The sequence below is a fragment of the Rhizobium sp. BK176 genome, from assembly GCF_024808055.1.
In genome coordinates this window covers 99799-115202 of the sequence record NZ_JANUBV010000017.1, presented here as the reverse complement: position 1 = coordinate 115202, position 15404 = coordinate 99799, and the positions used below count along the sequence as shown (strand labels likewise).

The following is a 15404-nucleotide window of genomic DNA, read 5'->3' as shown; positions in this document are numbered from 1 at the left end:
CCAGCCTTGCTGTCGCGCATGACGTCGATCGACGCGCGTCATGATGATCACCTGGTCAGCATGGGGCGGCCTTGCCCTGTCCTGATCGACTACGTGACCAATACGCAGGCACCGCCAATCATTCCCGCGCCGGCCGCGGCGAGAAGCAGGCATTCACCGGGAACAAATGGTTTCGTCGCATTGGCGATTGACAGTGACAGGGGAATTGTCGCGGCGGACGAATTCCCGAAGGCCTCGATTGTTCGCGCCGTCTTCGATGGATCGATGCCAAGATCGTTACAAACGGCATCGAAAATCCGGGCATTGGCCTGGTGCGGAACGAACCGGTCAACCTCAGATGCCGTCAGGCCGGCCCTCGCGAGTGCCTCGCGTGAGCATTGCGTCATGACTGCGACGGCGCGCGAGAAAACCTCTCTCCCGTCCTTCATAGACATCAGGAACTCCTCTCCGGCTATTTTGCCCGTAAAGGGGCGGTTGCTCCCGCCCGCTGGAATGGTGATCAGGTCATAGCCACTGCCATCGGAGGCGAGTTCGACCCCCCTCAGTCCAGCTTCGGGTTCGGCGGAAGGTGAAAGGACGACCGCGCCGGCCGCATCGGCGAACAGGACGGCGCTGGCGCGCTCGTTGGGATTGATGCGGCGGGACAAAATATTGGCGGCCACAACCAGAACCGAACGACCATGCAGGCGCACGAATCCGTCGGCCAGGGTTAGCGCGTAAAGAAAGCCCGAGCAGGCACCGGCGAGATCGATCGCGCCGGATCTCGTGAGCCCCAGCTGATACGCGAGCAGTGGCGCGGATGGCGGAAGCAGATGATCTGGCGTCGAGGTTGCTAGCAAGGTCAAGGCGACATCGTCCGGTGAGACACCTGAATTTTCGAGTGCCATCCGGCCTGCTTCTGCTGCGAGTGCACTGAGCGTCTCGCCAGCGCTTGCCCAATATCGGCTGCGAATACCGGTCCGGCGCTCGATCCAACCCGGTTCGAGCCCAAGCGTTGCCTCGATTTCGGTGCTGTCGACGCGCCGGCCGGGTACCGCATGCCCGAAACCCGCCATACGCGAGGAAGCTGCTGGTCTCATCGCGATCCTCCCTGAATGATTGTGGCAACCTCGTCGATCGCGTCGTAAACGAGGCTGAGCTCTGGGGCGCTGACGCAATAAGGCGGCATGAGGTAGATGACATTGCCAAGCGGACGAATGAGAAAGCCACGCTCGCGAAAGAGCCGCCGCATGCGCGGACCGACTTCTGCAAGATAGCCAGCGGCGGTTACATCCAGGTCAAGCGCAACGATGGTACCTGCCTGTCTCACCCCAGAGAACCGGTCGTCATCCTCAAACTTTGGCAAGTGCTGACGGTGGAGACTTCCCAATCTCTGTATACGGGAGCCTACATCCTCGTGTTTCCACACCTCGAGATTTGCGACACCGGCGGCGCAGGCAACGGGGTTGGCGGTATAGGAACTCGAGTGGAAGAATGTCTTGCGCCGATCGGTCGACAGATGCGCCTCATATATATCGGATGTGCAGAGCGTTGCCGCCAGTGGCAGGGCGCCTCCGGTCAATCCTTTCGAGGTGCACAAAATATCGGGTGACACATCCGCTTGCTGACACGCAAACATTGTTCCGGTTCGGCCCCAACCTGTCATCACTTCGTCGGCGATGACCAGACACCCGTGGCGGTGAGCGATTTCCCTGAGGGCCTTGAGGACCTCGGGGGTGTAGGTCTTCATGCCCCCCGCACCCAGCACCAGCGGCTCGAGCAAGATGGCCGCGATGCGGCCAGTGCGGCAGAATGCCTCGAAGGCGTCTAGCGCCCGCTGCTCGAGATCCGGTTCCGGAAACGGTATTCGGTCGACTCCAAAGAGCAGCGGCGCGTATGAAGCGTTGAAGACACCGCGTTCACCGGCGGACATGGTGCCGATTGTGTCCCCGTGGTAGCCGTGTTCCATCACGACAATTCGATCGCGCGCTTCGCCCGTGTTGTGGTAAAAGCCGAGCGCCATCTTCAAGGCGACTTCGACAGACGTCGAACCACTGTCGGAGTAGAAGACATGCCGTAATCCGGGGGGCGCAACAGCAACCAATCCTTCCGCCAAACGTTGCGCTGGCTCATGTGAATACTCGGCAAAAATGATCTGATCATACGCTTCGGTCGCGGCGCGGATTGCCTGCATGATGGCCGGATGTCGATGGCCGTGGGTGATCACCCACCATGAGGAGATGGCATCTAGAATTCGATTGCCATCCTCATCAACGAGGTAGGCTCCTTCCGTGGAGACGATGCGCTTCATCGGAGGTTCCAGCGCATGCTGGGTGAACGGATGCCAGATAATCGATCGGGTCATGGGCTGACCTCTCCAAATGCGGAAAGATCAAAATTGTCGTGGAACGCCCTCCTCAAACCCGTTGCTGTCAAGCTCGTCAGGATTGGCAATCGACCGAGGGACCGAGTGCCGCTCAATTTGCTGATGATGGATTCGGTTTCCAGGTTTTCATTACCGATAAAGGCGATGCCGAGGATCGGAACCGCGCGATGGCGCATCGCTTCGACGGACAACAGCGTGTGATTGATGGTGCCAAGCGTCGTCCGCGTGCACAGGATGACGGGAATCTGCCAAGCGGCAAACACATCGGCAAACACAAGACTTTCAGAGAGCGGGACCATGAGGCCCCCTGCCCCTTCGATCACAAGTGGTCCATCGACATCGGGTGGGACAAGCCTGCGCGGATCGATTGAAGTTCCGTCGATTCGGGCTGAAAGATGCGGCGAGGCAGGTGTCGAGAGTTTGTAGGCCTCAGGGAGGATGCGTTCAGAAGGCACGCCGCCCAATCGGGACACGGTTTGTGAATCCGTTTCCCCATCGAGACCTGACTGCACCGGCTTCCAGTAATGACCGCCCAACGCATTTGTGAGCGCAGCAGCAAATACGGTCTTGCCAAGGCCGGTATCCGTGCCGGAGACGACAAAGTGTGCCGTCATTGCCCATTCTCCTTCAGGATCGTGAAGAGCCGTTCGAACATTGCTGAAATCTGCTGTTCCTCCACATTCAGAGTAATGGAGATCCGCAACCGCGCCGTACCCTCGGGAACCGTCGGTGGCCGGATTGCGCGAATATCAAATCCTTCGGCCTGCATCTGGCGGGCAATCGAGACCGCGCGTCCGTTGTCACCAATCAAGACCGGGATGATCTGCGAGCCGCTCGGCGTCTTGGCTAGTCGGGATTGCAGTTGTGCGCTGGCAAAGGCGACGAGTTTCTCCAGGCGGGTCAGCCTCTCCGGCTCATCGGCCAGGAAACGAAGCGCCTCACGGACCGCCGCTGCCATTAGCGGCGATGGCGCGGTGGAGTAGATGAAGTTGCGGGCGCGATTGATAAGGTAGTCCACGAGGATCTTCGGCCCCCCCAGGAGCGCCCCGCTAGCGCCCAGCGCCTTGCCGCAGGTATGGACCGTCAGGACATGACTACCCGCCCCGAGATTGGCGGCAAGGCCTCGACCTTCTTGGCCGAAGACACCGGTTGCATGCGCTTCATCGACGACAAGGAAACCGTCATGGCGCCGGGCAAGTTCGGCCAACTCACGCAGCGGCGCCCTGTCACCATCCATCGAGTAGAGACTCTCAACGCCGATCCAAGGAACCCCCTTTCCTCCCTTGTCCCGCCATTCCCGAATTGCCTGCTCGACTGCACAGGCATCGTTGTGGGGCACGGCGCGGGTGATTGCCTTGCTGGCTGAGATCCCCTCCATTGCACTTGCGTGGATCAGTTCGTCATAGACGACAAGGTCGTCGCGCAGAGGCAGGGTGGAGAAGATCGCCGCATTCGCGGCATATCCGCTGGCGAAATATAGCGACTTCTCCACGCCGAAGAGCCGTGCCGCTTCCGCTTCCAGCATCTCGTGCTCGATGTGATTACCGCGGAGCAGCCGCGAGGCACCGGCGCCCACGGGAACACCCCGGTCAACCGCTGCCCTAATTGCCGCTTTCAGGCGAGCTGAATTGGCGAACCCTAGATAGTCGTTCGACGCAAAGTCGATGCCCGATGCCACGGTTACGGAACGGATGCGCGACTTGCGCTCCAACCCGGCCATGGTCTTCGCATAACGGGCAAGCGCGACCCCGCTCAAGGGCGATGTTCCAGTGGCATTGGTTCCAGGCCTAGGCGCCGAAACAGCATGGCGTCCTTGTCTTCACCGGGATTGTCTGCCGTCAGAAGTGTCTCGCCGACGAATATGGAATTGGCTCCGGCAAAGAAGCAGAGCGCCTGCATCTCATCGCTCATGTCGGTGCGTCCTGCCGATAAGCGGACATGGGACTTCGGCATCAGGATGCGGGCAAGGGCGATGGTGCGGACGAAGTCGATCGGATCGACAGCTACGGCATTGGCAAGCTTCGAGCCGGGGATTGGGATCAGCATGTTGATTGGCACACTCTCCGGGTGCTCCGGAAGGTTGGCCAATGTGACAAGCATGGAAATCCGGTCAGCAGTGGTTTCACCCATTCCGAGAATACCGCCTGCGCAGACCTTGATACCAGCATCTCGCACGGTGGCGAGGGTCTCCAGCCGATCCTCAAAGGTACGGGTGGTGATGACCTCGGGATAAAAACGTTCGGAGGTGTCGATGTTATGGTTGTAATAGTCCAGGCCGGCATCTGCTAGGCGCTCAGATTGCTCAGGAGTGAGCATGCCGAGCGTCATGCAGGTCTCCATGCCAAGAGCCTTGACGCCCTCGACCATCGCCACAAGCGTGTCCATGTCTCGGTCCTTCGGGCTGCGCCACGCCGCACCCATGCAATAACGGGTCGCTCCGCCGGCGCGAGCCTGACGTGCCGCAGCAAGGACCCGCTCGACCTCCATCAGCTTGGAGGCCTTGAGGCCCGTCGGATAGTGAGCTGATTGGCTGCAGTAACCGCAGTCCTCGGCGCATCCACCGGTCTTGATGGACAAAAGCCGGCTCATCTGAATTGCGTTTGGATCAAAGGTCTCGCGATGGATCTGCTGGGCGCGGAAAACGAGATCGTTGAAAGGTAAATTATAGATAACACCAGCCTCGTCGTAACCGATTTTTACCCTGATCGTCGCGTCCGCCTGCTCCATGCGATGCCTCCCTTCGATATTGATAGATAGAATCCATAATTATCTATAAAATGAAACGAGACGACTATGTGCAACAAACCAGCCGAAGAATTTCGGCAGTGCGAAATCAACCTGAGCGGGATTTGAGGCGCGCGTTCTTGAGCCGGCCAGGCCCAGAGCAATGGTTCCAGGGTGGGGTTAACAACCCGCACGTCGCAAGTCAGCGCTGAATGGGACCTATCCGCTGCACATGCCGTTCAAGAACGACGACGGCTTGACTGACTTCACCTTTTCGAAGGTGGTCGAGGATCAAGTGGTGATCGAGGTCGATCCGCGGGATCCATACCGCGCCATAGGTCGCAAACGCGTAGCGCGAACCCACCATCTGGAGATCATCGATTGTTGCCAACAATCGCGGCATTTTGCTTGGAGCCAGCAACAGGTGGTGGAAGCGCCGATTTGCCTCGTCCCAGGTTCGCGCGTCGCGTGCGGTATCACCAGCAATCATCGCCGCCATTGCTTCGTCCATGATGGATGTCGTCAAGTTCGGCGCGGCTTGCCGCAACGCCAGTCCCTCGAGGACCGAACGCATCAGCGCGGCTTCCTCTACGGCGGCCCGGGAAAAGCTTGCAACGCGAACGCCCCGGCGGCTCTCGCTAATGGCAAGCCCTTGGGCCTCGAGCCGGCGGAATGCTTCTCGCACCGGTACGTGACTGGTGTCGAACTCGTCGGCGATGTGGTCCTGCCTCAGCTTGCTCCCAGGCTCAAGTGCACCTGTAATGATGCGGTCCGCGAGAACGCGGCTAATGCGATTGGCAATTGTGTCCTCAGTGGCAGCGGTCATCATTTATAGATAAAAGCTGCCAGGCGCGCTGTCGAGCGTGCCTGACTATTGACCCACTGAAAAGAGAAGTTGGTGGTGCGGCCTCGAGCGGTGAAGGTCCGAAGGTCGTTCGTCGTTAGCGAGGTGGTCCCGATTTATTCTGCCCCTGCTTCTTCGCATACATCCAAAGCTGCGCGGGTGGAATGTTTCCTCATCATGAACGCGAGGTGGCGGACCTCGTATCCCGCGGGCAGCGCGACGACGGGGGACAGCAAGCCATAGGTTATCTGGACGACCGGCCTGCCCGCCGGGACGCGCTCGAGGAGGTCGAGGACGAGTTCCCGCCGCTTCTCCGGTGGCAAGTGCAGAAGCGGTATAGCTGAGATGACAGAGTCAAATTTGGTTTTGCGCTGCGCTCCCAGCGTAAGATCGAGGGCGAAGGCGTCGCCACATCGCACGTCGACTGCAGGGAACTGCTCGCGGAGATGGCGACAGAATTCCTGCGAATACTCGATCGAAATAAGATTCCTTGGGAGAACACCACGTTCCAGGATTGCCTTGGTGGTGACCCCCGTCCCCGGTCCGAGTTCCAGTACGGGAAGTCCGGAGCCCGGCTAAATGATGCTCGCCATTTTCGTGGCCGTCGCAACCGAGGTTGGGGTAGTTGCGCCCACCGCTGTACGGTCGCGCTTCCATCCCCTCAAAAACTCGATCTCATCCCTGAACTTCAAACTCACCCGCTGCCGTATGCTCACTGTTCGACTCCGCTCGTGTTTTAGTGATCGCGAACAGATATTCCAAAATCGACAAATGCAAGTCTCTTACCGGCGTTTTCAGTTCGAATTTGTCATGCTCGCGTCAACCCAATCTGCAGAAGGCAAAAAAATCGCCTCGCCTTCGACCAGCGCACGAGGATAGTGAGACCGCGCGACCACCGTCGCCCGTATGGGAGGAAATATTGCCGTCCACTAGAGGCGGCCGGCCAGGTCGAGGCCGTCCGTCGTCCCACACTCTTCTTGCGGCCGACCAAAGCTGCTCGGTCCCGATATGTTGTGTTCACGACAATGAGAGATGACCAAAGCTGTGATGAGACGTACAAGACATCTGCCGCCACAAGTACAAGGACCTTCGGTATGTCTTCGACAAGAGCTTCATTCGCTTTGACGTCGTTCGCAGCCCTTACCGTCGCTGCTGGCGCCTCCGCCCAGATGCCTCCTCAGCAACCCGACTTCAAAGCCTTCAGGATAGGTGCTCTTGAGGTCGTGGCGTTGCACGACGCTGAATTTGTGCGGCCGAATGATGGCAAGATATTTGGTGTCTCCCACACAGTTGGGGAAGTTGGCGACGTCCTCAAGGCCGCAGGCGTCCCAACTGACACCGTAACCCTCAGCGTCGACGCGCTGCTCATTAAGGAGCCGGGGCGCGTAATATTGGTCGACACCGGGGTGGGTGGCGCACTGGAGAAGTCTCTCACTCAGGCTGGTATCAAGTCGGAAGACGTCACCGACGTCCTGATCACGCACTCGCACCCTGATCACATAGGCGGTCTCGTCAGAGACGGGAAGCTTGCCTTCCCCAAGGCGACGATCCGCATGTCCTCGGCTGAATGGACGTTCGCCAAAAAGGACACACAACTCGCCGATATCATCAAGGTCATCAATAGCCACGTGCAGACGTTCAAACCAGGTGCAAAGGTCGTGCCGGCAGTCGTCTCGGTTGGACTGAAGGGTCACACGCCCGGGCATGTGGGCTATGAAATCGCGTCAGGCAAAGAAACGCTGCTCGACATCGGTGACACGGTGCACAGCTCGATCATTTCGCTCGTGAAGCCTGAATGGCCGGTTGGCTTTGACAACGATCAAAAAGCCGCCGAGAAGAACCGCATCGAGACCTTGAAAAAGCTGGCGAAGTCAGATCAGCTTGTCTTTGCACCACACTTACCATTTCCAGGTGTCGGCCACATCCAGGCCGACGGCGACCACTTCAAGTGGGTGCCGGGTGTCCCGGAAATGAAATAGCAACAAAAGACGCGGCAGCATGTCTTCCGGACTGCCGTGCTGATGGACGCGTGCGGTACGCATGGTTCCCTTCAACGAGACTGAGGGCGGATCGCCGTTGCGCGGTGGCATTCACAGTTGAGACAGAGCCGTCGAGGACGTCGCGGACACCCCGCCTCGGCGAAAAAATACGCTGCGAAATTCGTGGACGTGACAGTGATGCCGCTTGGGAGAAACGCACCCTTTGCAGTGATTTGGATCTCGTGGACGTGGGTTGCGCCCACTTCGACGATCTGACGGCAGGGCCGAAGGGCAGCCTTGGATGCGCCATATTCCTAACGAAAGTTGTGGGTGCGGAGCGCAGTGATACTCAGGGATCGTCACAACCGGCGCCAGACAAAGGCATGCCATTCCGAAGCATGGGCGTCAGATGTGCCGGGACCTCATTGAAGTCGAATCGTGCGGACTGGTCCGGCGGAAGATGGAGCTATATAGCGTTACTCGGCGTATTTAGTGATCCCCAACTAGGACGGCCACCTTCACGGAATGCGTCCTGCGCGTCGATCTCGCGTTCGGCGAGAAGAGTATATCGCTTCAGGCCGTGTCCCTGCGCAAAGGTGCACGAGTCGCACCTCTTGTCGCCAGTCTTTCGATTTGAAAAGCTTCGAACAACAGAGAGTCTTTTGCACGGTGAGAGGTCGCCGAAACATGGCGTTTTGCGACAGTAGCCCAAAGCCACTTCCTGGAAGGAACTATTGATCCACTCGACGTTAACGCCTTGGTGTCTTTCGCCTTCACGTCCGGACAGCGCGCTTCCCTGGAGGAGTATTGAATCCAGCGCGTGCGCGATGCCATGGTATCATGCTCGCCCCTGGAGGCATCATGAGGGCGACTGACGAAACTCACACTGTGCGAGCCCGTGCAACCGCTTCCTTGCGGTGATATTCGCCGCCAACTTGTATGGCCTGCAACGCTCGTGGTCTAGGCCGATGCGTCAGATTTGGGTTTGCGTCCACGTCTTGCCGCGCCCGGTTGCGGGGCGGTTGTTGCTTTCGTCTTCGAGGCTGGTTTCGCACGGGAAACGATTGTCTTCGTTGTAGCAGAGCTTGCTGTCGCAGCGGGCTTGGACGGTTTGTCCATTGACTTGGCACCCGCCGACTTGGCTGCATTCAGGAACCCGACCCGCCGAAGCCGGTTCTGTTCGAGCGCCTGCTGGAAGCCAACGTCGTTCTCTGCGTGATAGGCAAGGTCATCGAGAAACTCGGCTACATCCGATGTCGATGAGACGACGACATAGCTCAGGCCGTGGCCTGCATCGACGGAGTCTCGACCGACCGTAACGCCGAACCCGCCCGGTACCTTCTGAAACCACGTTGAACGCCACTTGCTAAAGCCAGATGTGTCGCGCTCGTATTCCTCTAGATAGGCCTTCTGCTCAGCCACTCGTCCGCGAAATACGTCAACGATGTTTTTGGCACCTGGAGTCGGCTTGGTTGCCTTCTTGGTAGACCACTTTTCAAGGAAATTAGCCATTGATTGCATCTCCACTCATGTTGAGGCATCAGAATGAGAAGACTGTCTTTCAATAATCGTTGAATCTATGCAGTTCTGTTAGAAGTCAATGCATTCAGTTGCGCAGACTGCATAGGGGCGATCTCGATATACACCAACTCTTCCTTCCCGCAGTTGCCGAACACGCGGTGGCAGCTCCGACAGGTCGATATCTGCGAGCTTGGTGCTGGCATGTCTGCTTCGGTGAGACTTTGAGACAGTCCGCGGTGGAGTGCCCGACGCATCCGTTTACGGGCAGTCTCTCGTGTTCGTTTCGCCATGTGCATTTAGGGGATGACAGGCGCTCTCTTCTCTGCGAGAAGCTTGGCGTGAGAGACAGGGGCGCCACCGTCTGGTTGGCTGAGACGTACCCTTTGAACCTGAACCGGATAATGCCGGCGGAGGGAGTCGCTCGGGATCCTTCGCTTAATGCATTGGTCTCAGCGCCTTCCTTCCCCGATCGAAAGGCGAACCATGCTGTTTCAAATCCCACCTGGGACATTGCTGAACGAGCTGCGAGAGCATGTTCCACTTGTCCATTGCATCACCAATTACGTTGCCATGAACATTGCTGCCAACGTCCTTCTGGCAGTCGGGGCCTCTCCTGCCATGGTGCATGCAGAGGAGGAGACCGCCGAGTTTGCCAAGATTGCCGGGGCACTAACGATCAACATAGGTACGCTATCATCCGGGTGGCTGCGTGGCATGGAGGCAGCTGCGATTGCCGCGAGGCAATCTGGCAAGCCATGGGTTCTCGACCCCGTCGCCCATTACGCAACGTCGTTCCGCCGTGCTGCTGCCGACCGACTCATCGAGCTCGGTCCCACCATCGTCCGCGGCAATGCCTCCGAAATCATCGCTCTTGCCGGGGGTGCTTACCGAGGCAAGGGCGTCGACAGCGGGGACGGCGTCGAACACGCTGAGTATTCTGCCCGGCTGCTTGCCGACAGGCACGGTGCGATCGTCGCGGTAACGGGCGCCGTAGACTTCATCACTGACGGGAAGCGCGCGGTTCGCATCGAAGGTGGCTCGGAATTGATGCCGCAGGTGACAGCACTGGGTTGCTCATTGACCTGCCTTGTCGGGGCATTTGCGGCTGCGCGACCCGACGTGCCGTTCGATGCGACGGTTGCGGCCCTTGCCACTTTCGCTGTTGCCGGTGAACTGGCGGCCAGCAGGTCTCAGGGCCCGGGCTCTTTTTCCTGGCGGTTCCTGGACGCGCTGGCAACGGTTGATGGGCCTTGTCTTGATCACAGCGCAAAGGTTGCGGGCGCATGAAGAACCTCGATCTTTCTTTCTATCTTGTCCTTGATCCAGACCTTTGCGCTTCCTTCGGGCTCGTGGCGACAGCGCTTGCTGCAGTTGCCGGCGGGGCGACCGTGGTTCAGTTGCGCGACAAGCGAGCTGCCACCGATCAAATCATCGAAACGGGCCGCGCGCTGAAGATGGCCTTGTCGGGCACAGGTGCGCGATTGATCGTCAATGATGACGTCGAGGCTGCGCTCGCGGTCGGTGCAGACGGCGTCCATGTCGGTCAGGACGACATGGATGTCCGCCTGGCACGCGCCCGCATTGGGCCCGACATGGTCCTCGGACTATCCGTGGAAACGCAGGCATTGGCAGAGGCGGTAGATCCAACAATTGTCGACTATGCCGGGATCGGCCCGGTGTTTGCGACCCCGACAAAGGCGGACCACAAGCAGCCAATTGGCTTTCATGGCCTTGCCTGCCTGATAACGTGTTGTCCCGTTCCATCCGTCGCGATTGGGGGACTGAAGGCTGGCCATGTGCGTGAGGTGTTTGCGGCGGGAGCCAAGGGTATTGCTGTCGTCTCCGCAATCTGCGGATCTGCGGATCCTGAGGCCGCCAGCCGTCGGATATCCTCGAACATCAGAAGCATAAGGTAAATCAATGATCCGCAACATACTCACCATCGCCGGCTCAGATCCCTCGGGAGGCGCGGGAATCCAAGCCGATCTCAAGACATTCTCTGCATGCGGTGTCTATGGGATGGCGGTGTTGACCGCGCTGACAGCGCAGAACACCCAGGGTGTCTCCGGCGTACATCTCGTCCCCGCTGCATTCGTTGCGGATCAGATCAGAGCTGTGTTCGCGGATGTGCGTGTCGACGCTATCAAGATTGGCATGATTGCCAACGCGGAAATTGCCACCGCCATAGTCGATGTGATTGTGGAGCATGAGGAGGTGCCGATCGTTCTTGATCCGGTCATGGTGGCGAAGGGTGGAGCCGCCCTCCTCGACCTGTCTGCTGTTGACGTCATAACGCGACGCCTGTTGCCGCTCGCCTCACTGCTGACGCCCAACCTGCCAGAGGCTGCCGCACTGCTTGGTGAAGACGTGGCTCAGTCACGGGAGGAAATGGCGGATCACGCAAGACGCCTCAGGGCAATGGGCCCGCAAGCAGTCCTCGTCAAGGGCGGTCATCTTTCTGGCGGTGAAAGCCCGGATGTCCTGGCGTCGGACGCGGGACTGGATTGGTTCGAAGCAAGCCGGATTGCGACCGCGAATACCCATGGCACCGGTTGCACGCTCTCGAGCGCGCTGGCTGCAGAGCTCGCAAAGGGTGCGACGCTTCCCAACGCGGTTGCCAATGCAAAGGGTTACCTTGCGCGTGCTATCGAGCATTCCGGATCGTTAAGCGTAGGCTCGGGGCATGGTCCGGTCCTGCATTTCCATCAGTTCTGGCCTCTGCTTGAGAGCCGTTGAGACGCTGGCGATTGACATGTGGCGGGGCGTCAGGATTTGACCGCTCCCGCTGTCAGCCCTGCAATGATATGCTTCTGGGCCAGGAAGAATACGACGATGGTCGGCATGATCGTCAGCGTGATGAAGGCGAGTACAAGCTGCCACGCAGTGCCAAACTCGCCGCGATAGACCATGATCCCCAGGGGCCATGGATACATCGTCTCGGAATTCAGCATGATCAATGGCAGAATGTAGCTGTTCCAGCTACCGACGAAGGAGATGATACTAACGGTCGCGATGATCGGCCGCGATAGGGGCAGAGAGATGTGCCAGAAGAAGCGGATGTATCCGCAGCCATCGACGATAGCCGCCTGAAATAATTCTTCCGGAAGGTTACGAAAATAGTTCCGGAACAAGAGAATGCTCATGCCGAGCCCAAAAGAGACCTGCGGTAAGACCACGCCCCAGTAGGAATTCAACAGCCCCAGGTCACGGATTCGTATAAACAAAGGGAGGATTGCGGTCGCTGCCGGAAACATCAAGCCGATCAGGAAGTAGTTGAGCAAGAAGCCGGCACCGAAAAACTTCACATGTGCGAAGGTGAAAGCGGCCATCGCAGAGACTGAAACGGTCAGGCAAACTGTCAACGTCGCGATGATCAGAGAATTCATCATCTGCCGCCAGTAGCGGTCTCCGAAGAGAATGTCGGTGTAGTTCTCCGGATGCCATGTGGCAGGCAACCCGAAAGGGTTGGTGCGAAGATCGCCGAGATCCTTGAAGCCGCCAAGCGCTGTCGTCAACAGCGGCACCAGCACGATCGCGGCAATGAGCGTCAGCGAGACGTAGAGGTAGATCTTCGTGCCGGTAGCAATCCGGGCGGTTGAGGCCGTGTCAGTCATTGCGCATAAATATCCGTTTGTAACCGAAAGCGAGCGTCACGCAGATGACGAACAGGACGACACCGACGGCGCTCCCGAGGCCAACCTGCATGCGCGTGACGCCAAAGTTGAACAGGAAGGTGACCATCGTCTGTGTCGCGTTGAAAGGCCCACCGCCGGTCAGCGGCATGATGAGGTCGAAGAGCTGTAGTGAACCAACGACGGCAAAGAAGACGGACAGTCGGACCGTCGAGCCGAGCAGTGGCAGCGTGATATAGCGGAACCGCTGCCAACCGCTGGCGCCGTCGATTTCGGCGGCCTCAAGCACGCTCTTGTCAAGCGACTGCAGTCCGGCGATGAACAGCATCATGTGGAAGCCGAAGTACTTCCAGACGACCACGGCCAGTACTGCGTAAATTGCCAGGTCCTTGTCCGCAAGGACATAGGGTGTCTCGACACCGATGAGGTGGGCCGCCGAGGCAAACAATCCGTAGTCGCCGTCATAGACGAAGCGCCAGATGAGACCGGCCGCAACCTCGGCGAGGACGTAGGGCAGGAAGAAGATCAAACGGAAAAGAACCACCCCGGCGATCCGGTGTGCCAGCATCATCGCCAGCCAGATGGCAAGCGGAATCTGGATCAGGATCGAAACGACGATGATCAGGGCATTGTTTTTCAGAGCCGTAAGGAAGGCAGTGTTTTTGAACAGAACCTCGAAGTTCCGCATTCCAACGAACTGCGTCGGCAAACCGTAGCCGTCCCATTTGTAGAGACTGTACCACGCTGCCTCGCCCATTGGGAGAATGACGAATATCGTAAAGAGCAACAGGGCTGGAGGCAGAAACAGGAGCAGGACCGGCAGCCGTCGCGCTAGGCTGGGATCCTTGCTGCGCGCCGATGATTTTACAGCCGAGCGCTGACGGATGACGCCAGTTGCGCTTATAGTGGTCATGTCGGCAGATCCTTCTGATGCAGATTGATTGCGGCGCGGATATCTCTCCGCGCCGCGACAGTCGTGATCAGAGCTGATCCTGCTCAAAGGCTTCCTGGATCTGCTGTGATCCGTCGGCAGGGCTCATCTGACCTGACACGATGGCCACGGAGACGTCGTTCACGACACGGCCAACGGAGGGGCCAAGATCCTGATCGAAGAAGTTCTGGTGCCAGGTCGAGTGCGCCAGCTGTTCTGCAGACTGGTGCAACAAGGGGTTCGTGACACCATCCTCGGCACCGACGGTGACAGGGATGAGCATGCCGGCCTTTGCCATTTCGCGCTCATTTTCGGCATTCGTCAGGTAGGCGAGGAAATCGAGCGTTTCAGGGGGCGCCTTTTTCGTTACCGCCCAGCCGTTCAAGCCGCCGAGAGTGTCTGTGACGGCGCCAGCGCCGCCGGCAACCGCTGGGAATGCGAAGCGACCGATGTTGTCGGGATCGAGCCCCTTTCCGTCACCGGCATTGGTGCGCTGGTTCGCCGCCGTATTTTCGAAGCCCAAGATCATCGCCGCCTTGCCGTCGCCGAAGACGCCGAGGGTTTGCGGCCAGGTGGCGCCGAGATACCCCGGCTGGAACGGCTCCAGCTTGCCGAGCTCGGCTAGCTGTTCGCCGGCCCTGACGATCGCCGGGTCGTTGAAACCTTCGCCATCACCAGCCTTCGCCGCCTCGAATGCCTTCTGGCCGCCATTACGCATGACCAGATAGCTCCAGTAGAAATGGATCGGCCATTTCTCGCCACCACCGCCAGCAATCGGCACGATGCCGGCATCCTTGAGCTTCTTTACGGCAACCAGATAGTCGTCCCACGACTTGATGCCGGCGGCATCGACCCCGGCCTCGGCAAAGAGCGCCTTGTTATAGAAGAAAGAGACGGTTCCCATCTTGAATGGCACGGCACCGATTTTTCCGTCATAAGACAGGCCCTTGACTGCCGCCGGGTTATACGTTTTTACCCAGGCACCGTCTTTCGCGTTCATCGCCTCTGTGAGATCCATCAGCGTCACTGTGGCCAGCTGCTGCTTCAGCACGCCACCGCCCCAGCTGTAGAAGAAATCCGGCGCGTCGCTCGACTGCAACAACGTCGGAAGCTTCGCCTTGAAGGCCTCGTTTTCCAGGAACTGCATTTCGATCTTCACGCCGGGGTGTTCGGCCTGGTATTTGTCCGCGATCTTGCGCCAAATCGCGACGTAATTCGGATCGAGTTCAAGATGCAGCCACCTGACTGTCGTGTCTGCTGCCGCGCTTCCCGCAGCAATCAGGAGCGTAAGTCCGGTCGCTGCAGAGCGAGAGATGAAACGGCTGCGAAGCATGGCTTTCGCCTTCATATGGTCAAACATGATTTCTCCTCCAGTAAGGGCAAAAATCGTCCTCTTCAATTTTTCCCT

Annotated in this window: 14 protein-coding genes, 1 pseudogene and 1 riboswitch; of the genes and pseudogenes, 4 read left to right on the top strand and 11 right to left on the bottom strand. The window is 58.8% G+C overall.

Annotated features, from left to right (window positions below; all coding sequences use genetic code 11):
- Nucleotides 1-89: 89 nt before the first annotated feature.
- From FHT76_RS32185 to pmtA, 7 genes and pseudogenes are all read right to left on the bottom strand, one after another.
- Entirely contained in the window at nucleotides 90-1079 is a 990-nt protein-coding gene (locus tag FHT76_RS32185) for a beta-ketoacyl-ACP synthase III (RefSeq protein WP_246712672.1), read from the bottom strand.
- On the bottom strand, nucleotides 1076-2344 hold the full coding sequence (locus FHT76_RS32180; protein WP_183757060.1) for an adenosylmethionine--8-amino-7-oxononanoate transaminase: 1269 nt from the start codon (nucleotides 2342-2344) through the stop codon (nucleotides 1076-1078). Before FHT76_RS32180 ends, FHT76_RS32185 begins: the two co-directional genes overlap by 4 nt.
- A complete protein-coding gene (gene bioD, locus FHT76_RS32175; protein ID WP_183757061.1) occupies nucleotides 2341-2979 on the bottom strand; it encodes a dethiobiotin synthase in 639 nt (212 codons plus the stop codon). Before bioD ends, FHT76_RS32180 begins: the two co-directional genes overlap by 4 nt.
- Nucleotides 2976-4121 (bottom strand): 8-amino-7-oxononanoate synthase, encoded by a 1146-nt coding sequence (locus FHT76_RS32170; RefSeq protein ID WP_183757062.1) that lies wholly within the window; start codon nucleotides 4119-4121, stop codon nucleotides 2976-2978. Before FHT76_RS32170 ends, bioD begins: the two co-directional genes overlap by 4 nt.
- Nucleotides 4118-5092, bottom strand: a complete 975-nt coding sequence (bioB, locus tag FHT76_RS32165; protein WP_183757063.1) for a biotin synthase BioB — start codon at nucleotides 5090-5092, stop codon at nucleotides 4118-4120. Before bioB ends, FHT76_RS32170 begins: the two co-directional genes overlap by 4 nt.
- A 199-nt stretch (nucleotides 5093-5291) precedes the next feature.
- On the bottom strand, nucleotides 5292-5915 hold the full coding sequence (locus FHT76_RS32160; RefSeq protein ID WP_183757161.1) for a GntR family transcriptional regulator: 624 nt from the start codon (nucleotides 5913-5915) through the stop codon (nucleotides 5292-5294).
- Between the two features lie 115 nt (nucleotides 5916-6030).
- Nucleotides 6031-6649, bottom strand: a pseudogene (gene pmtA / locus FHT76_RS32155) (phospholipid N-methyltransferase PmtA).
- A 378-nt stretch (nucleotides 6650-7027) separates the two neighbouring features.
- On the opposite strand from pmtA, the gene FHT76_RS32150 reads away from it, so the two are divergent.
- On the top strand, nucleotides 7028-7912 hold the full coding sequence (locus tag FHT76_RS32150; RefSeq protein WP_183757064.1) for an MBL fold metallo-hydrolase: 885 nt from the start codon (nucleotides 7028-7030) through the stop codon (nucleotides 7910-7912).
- A 960-nt stretch (nucleotides 7913-8872) separates the two neighbouring features.
- Here FHT76_RS32150 and FHT76_RS32145 read toward each other — a convergent pair.
- Nucleotides 8873-9424 (bottom strand): hypothetical protein, encoded by a 552-nt coding sequence (locus FHT76_RS32145; protein WP_183757065.1) that lies wholly within the window; start codon nucleotides 9422-9424, stop codon nucleotides 8873-8875.
- A gap of 346 nt (nucleotides 9425-9770) precedes the next feature.
- Nucleotides 9771-9866, top strand: a riboswitch (TPP riboswitch).
- Between the two features lie 50 nt (nucleotides 9867-9916).
- Here FHT76_RS32145 and thiM point away from each other — a divergent pair.
- Genes thiM through thiD form a run of 3 tightly spaced genes read left to right on the top strand, consistent with a single transcriptional unit; the run spans nucleotide 9917 to nucleotide 12169 of the window.
- On the top strand, nucleotides 9917-10720 hold the full coding sequence (thiM, locus tag FHT76_RS32140) for a hydroxyethylthiazole kinase (protein ID WP_183757066.1): 804 nt from the start codon (nucleotides 9917-9919) through the stop codon (nucleotides 10718-10720).
- A complete protein-coding gene (gene thiE / locus FHT76_RS32135) occupies nucleotides 10717-11349 on the top strand; it encodes a thiamine phosphate synthase (RefSeq protein WP_183757067.1) in 633 nt (210 codons plus the stop codon). The genes thiM and thiE overlap by 4 nt, the downstream gene beginning before the upstream one ends.
- Before the next feature lie 4 nt (nucleotides 11350-11353).
- Nucleotides 11354-12169 (top strand): bifunctional hydroxymethylpyrimidine kinase/phosphomethylpyrimidine kinase, encoded by an 816-nt coding sequence (gene thiD / locus FHT76_RS32130; protein ID WP_183757068.1) that lies wholly within the window; start codon nucleotides 11354-11356, stop codon nucleotides 12167-12169.
- 29 nt (nucleotides 12170-12198) lie between these two features.
- Here the strand turns inward: thiD and FHT76_RS32125 are convergent, their stop codons facing one another.
- The 3 genes from FHT76_RS32125 to FHT76_RS32115 form a co-directional block, all read right to left on the bottom strand.
- The gene (locus FHT76_RS32125) at nucleotides 12199-13047 is read right to left on the bottom strand and encodes a carbohydrate ABC transporter permease (RefSeq protein WP_183757069.1); all 849 of its coding nucleotides are present in this window, start codon (nucleotides 13045-13047) and stop codon (nucleotides 12199-12201) included.
- Entirely contained in the window at nucleotides 13040-13978 is a 939-nt protein-coding gene (locus tag FHT76_RS32120) for a carbohydrate ABC transporter permease (RefSeq protein ID WP_183757070.1), read from the bottom strand. Before FHT76_RS32120 ends, FHT76_RS32125 begins: the two co-directional genes overlap by 8 nt.
- Before the next feature lie 67 nt (nucleotides 13979-14045).
- A complete protein-coding gene (locus FHT76_RS32115) occupies nucleotides 14046-15356 on the bottom strand; it encodes an extracellular solute-binding protein (RefSeq protein ID WP_183757071.1) in 1311 nt (436 codons plus the stop codon).
- Nucleotides 15357-15404: the final 48 nt, after the last annotated feature.

Bases quoted from the DNA above. Each gene is read 5' to 3' on its own strand.
- FHT76_RS32185 (WP_246712672.1), bottom strand. From the start codon at position 1,079: ATGAGACCAGCAGCTTCCTCGCGTATGGCGGGTTTCGGGCATGCGGTA.
- FHT76_RS32180 (WP_183757060.1), bottom strand. From the start codon at position 2,344: ATGACCCGATCGATTATCTGGCATCCGTTCACCCAGCATGCGCTGGAA.
- bioD (WP_183757061.1), bottom strand. From the start codon at position 2,979: ATGACGGCACACTTTGTCGTCTCCGGCACGGATACCGGCCTTGGCAAG.
- bioB (WP_183757063.1), bottom strand. From the start codon at position 5,092: ATGGAGCAGGCGGACGCGACGATCAGGGTAAAAATCGGTTACGACGAG.
- FHT76_RS32160 (WP_183757161.1), bottom strand. From the start codon at position 5,915: ATGACCGCTGCCACTGAGGACACAATTGCCAATCGCATTAGCCGCGTT.
- FHT76_RS32150 (WP_183757064.1), top strand. From the start codon at position 7,028: ATGTCTTCGACAAGAGCTTCATTCGCTTTGACGTCGTTCGCAGCCCTT.
- FHT76_RS32145 (WP_183757065.1), bottom strand. From the start codon at position 9,424: ATGGCTAATTTCCTTGAAAAGTGGTCTACCAAGAAGGCAACCAAGCCG.
- thiM (WP_183757066.1), top strand. From the start codon at position 9,917: ATGCTGTTTCAAATCCCACCTGGGACATTGCTGAACGAGCTGCGAGAG.
- thiE (WP_183757067.1), top strand. From the start codon at position 10,717: ATGAAGAACCTCGATCTTTCTTTCTATCTTGTCCTTGATCCAGACCTT.
- thiD (WP_183757068.1), top strand. From the start codon at position 11,354: ATGATCCGCAACATACTCACCATCGCCGGCTCAGATCCCTCGGGAGGC.
- FHT76_RS32125 (WP_183757069.1), bottom strand. From the start codon at position 13,047: ATGACTGACACGGCCTCAACCGCCCGGATTGCTACCGGCACGAAGATC.
- FHT76_RS32120 (WP_183757070.1), bottom strand. From the start codon at position 13,978: ATGACCACTATAAGCGCAACTGGCGTCATCCGTCAGCGCTCGGCTGTA.
- FHT76_RS32115 (WP_183757071.1), bottom strand. From the start codon at position 15,356: ATGTTTGACCATATGAAGGCGAAAGCCATGCTTCGCAGCCGTTTCATC.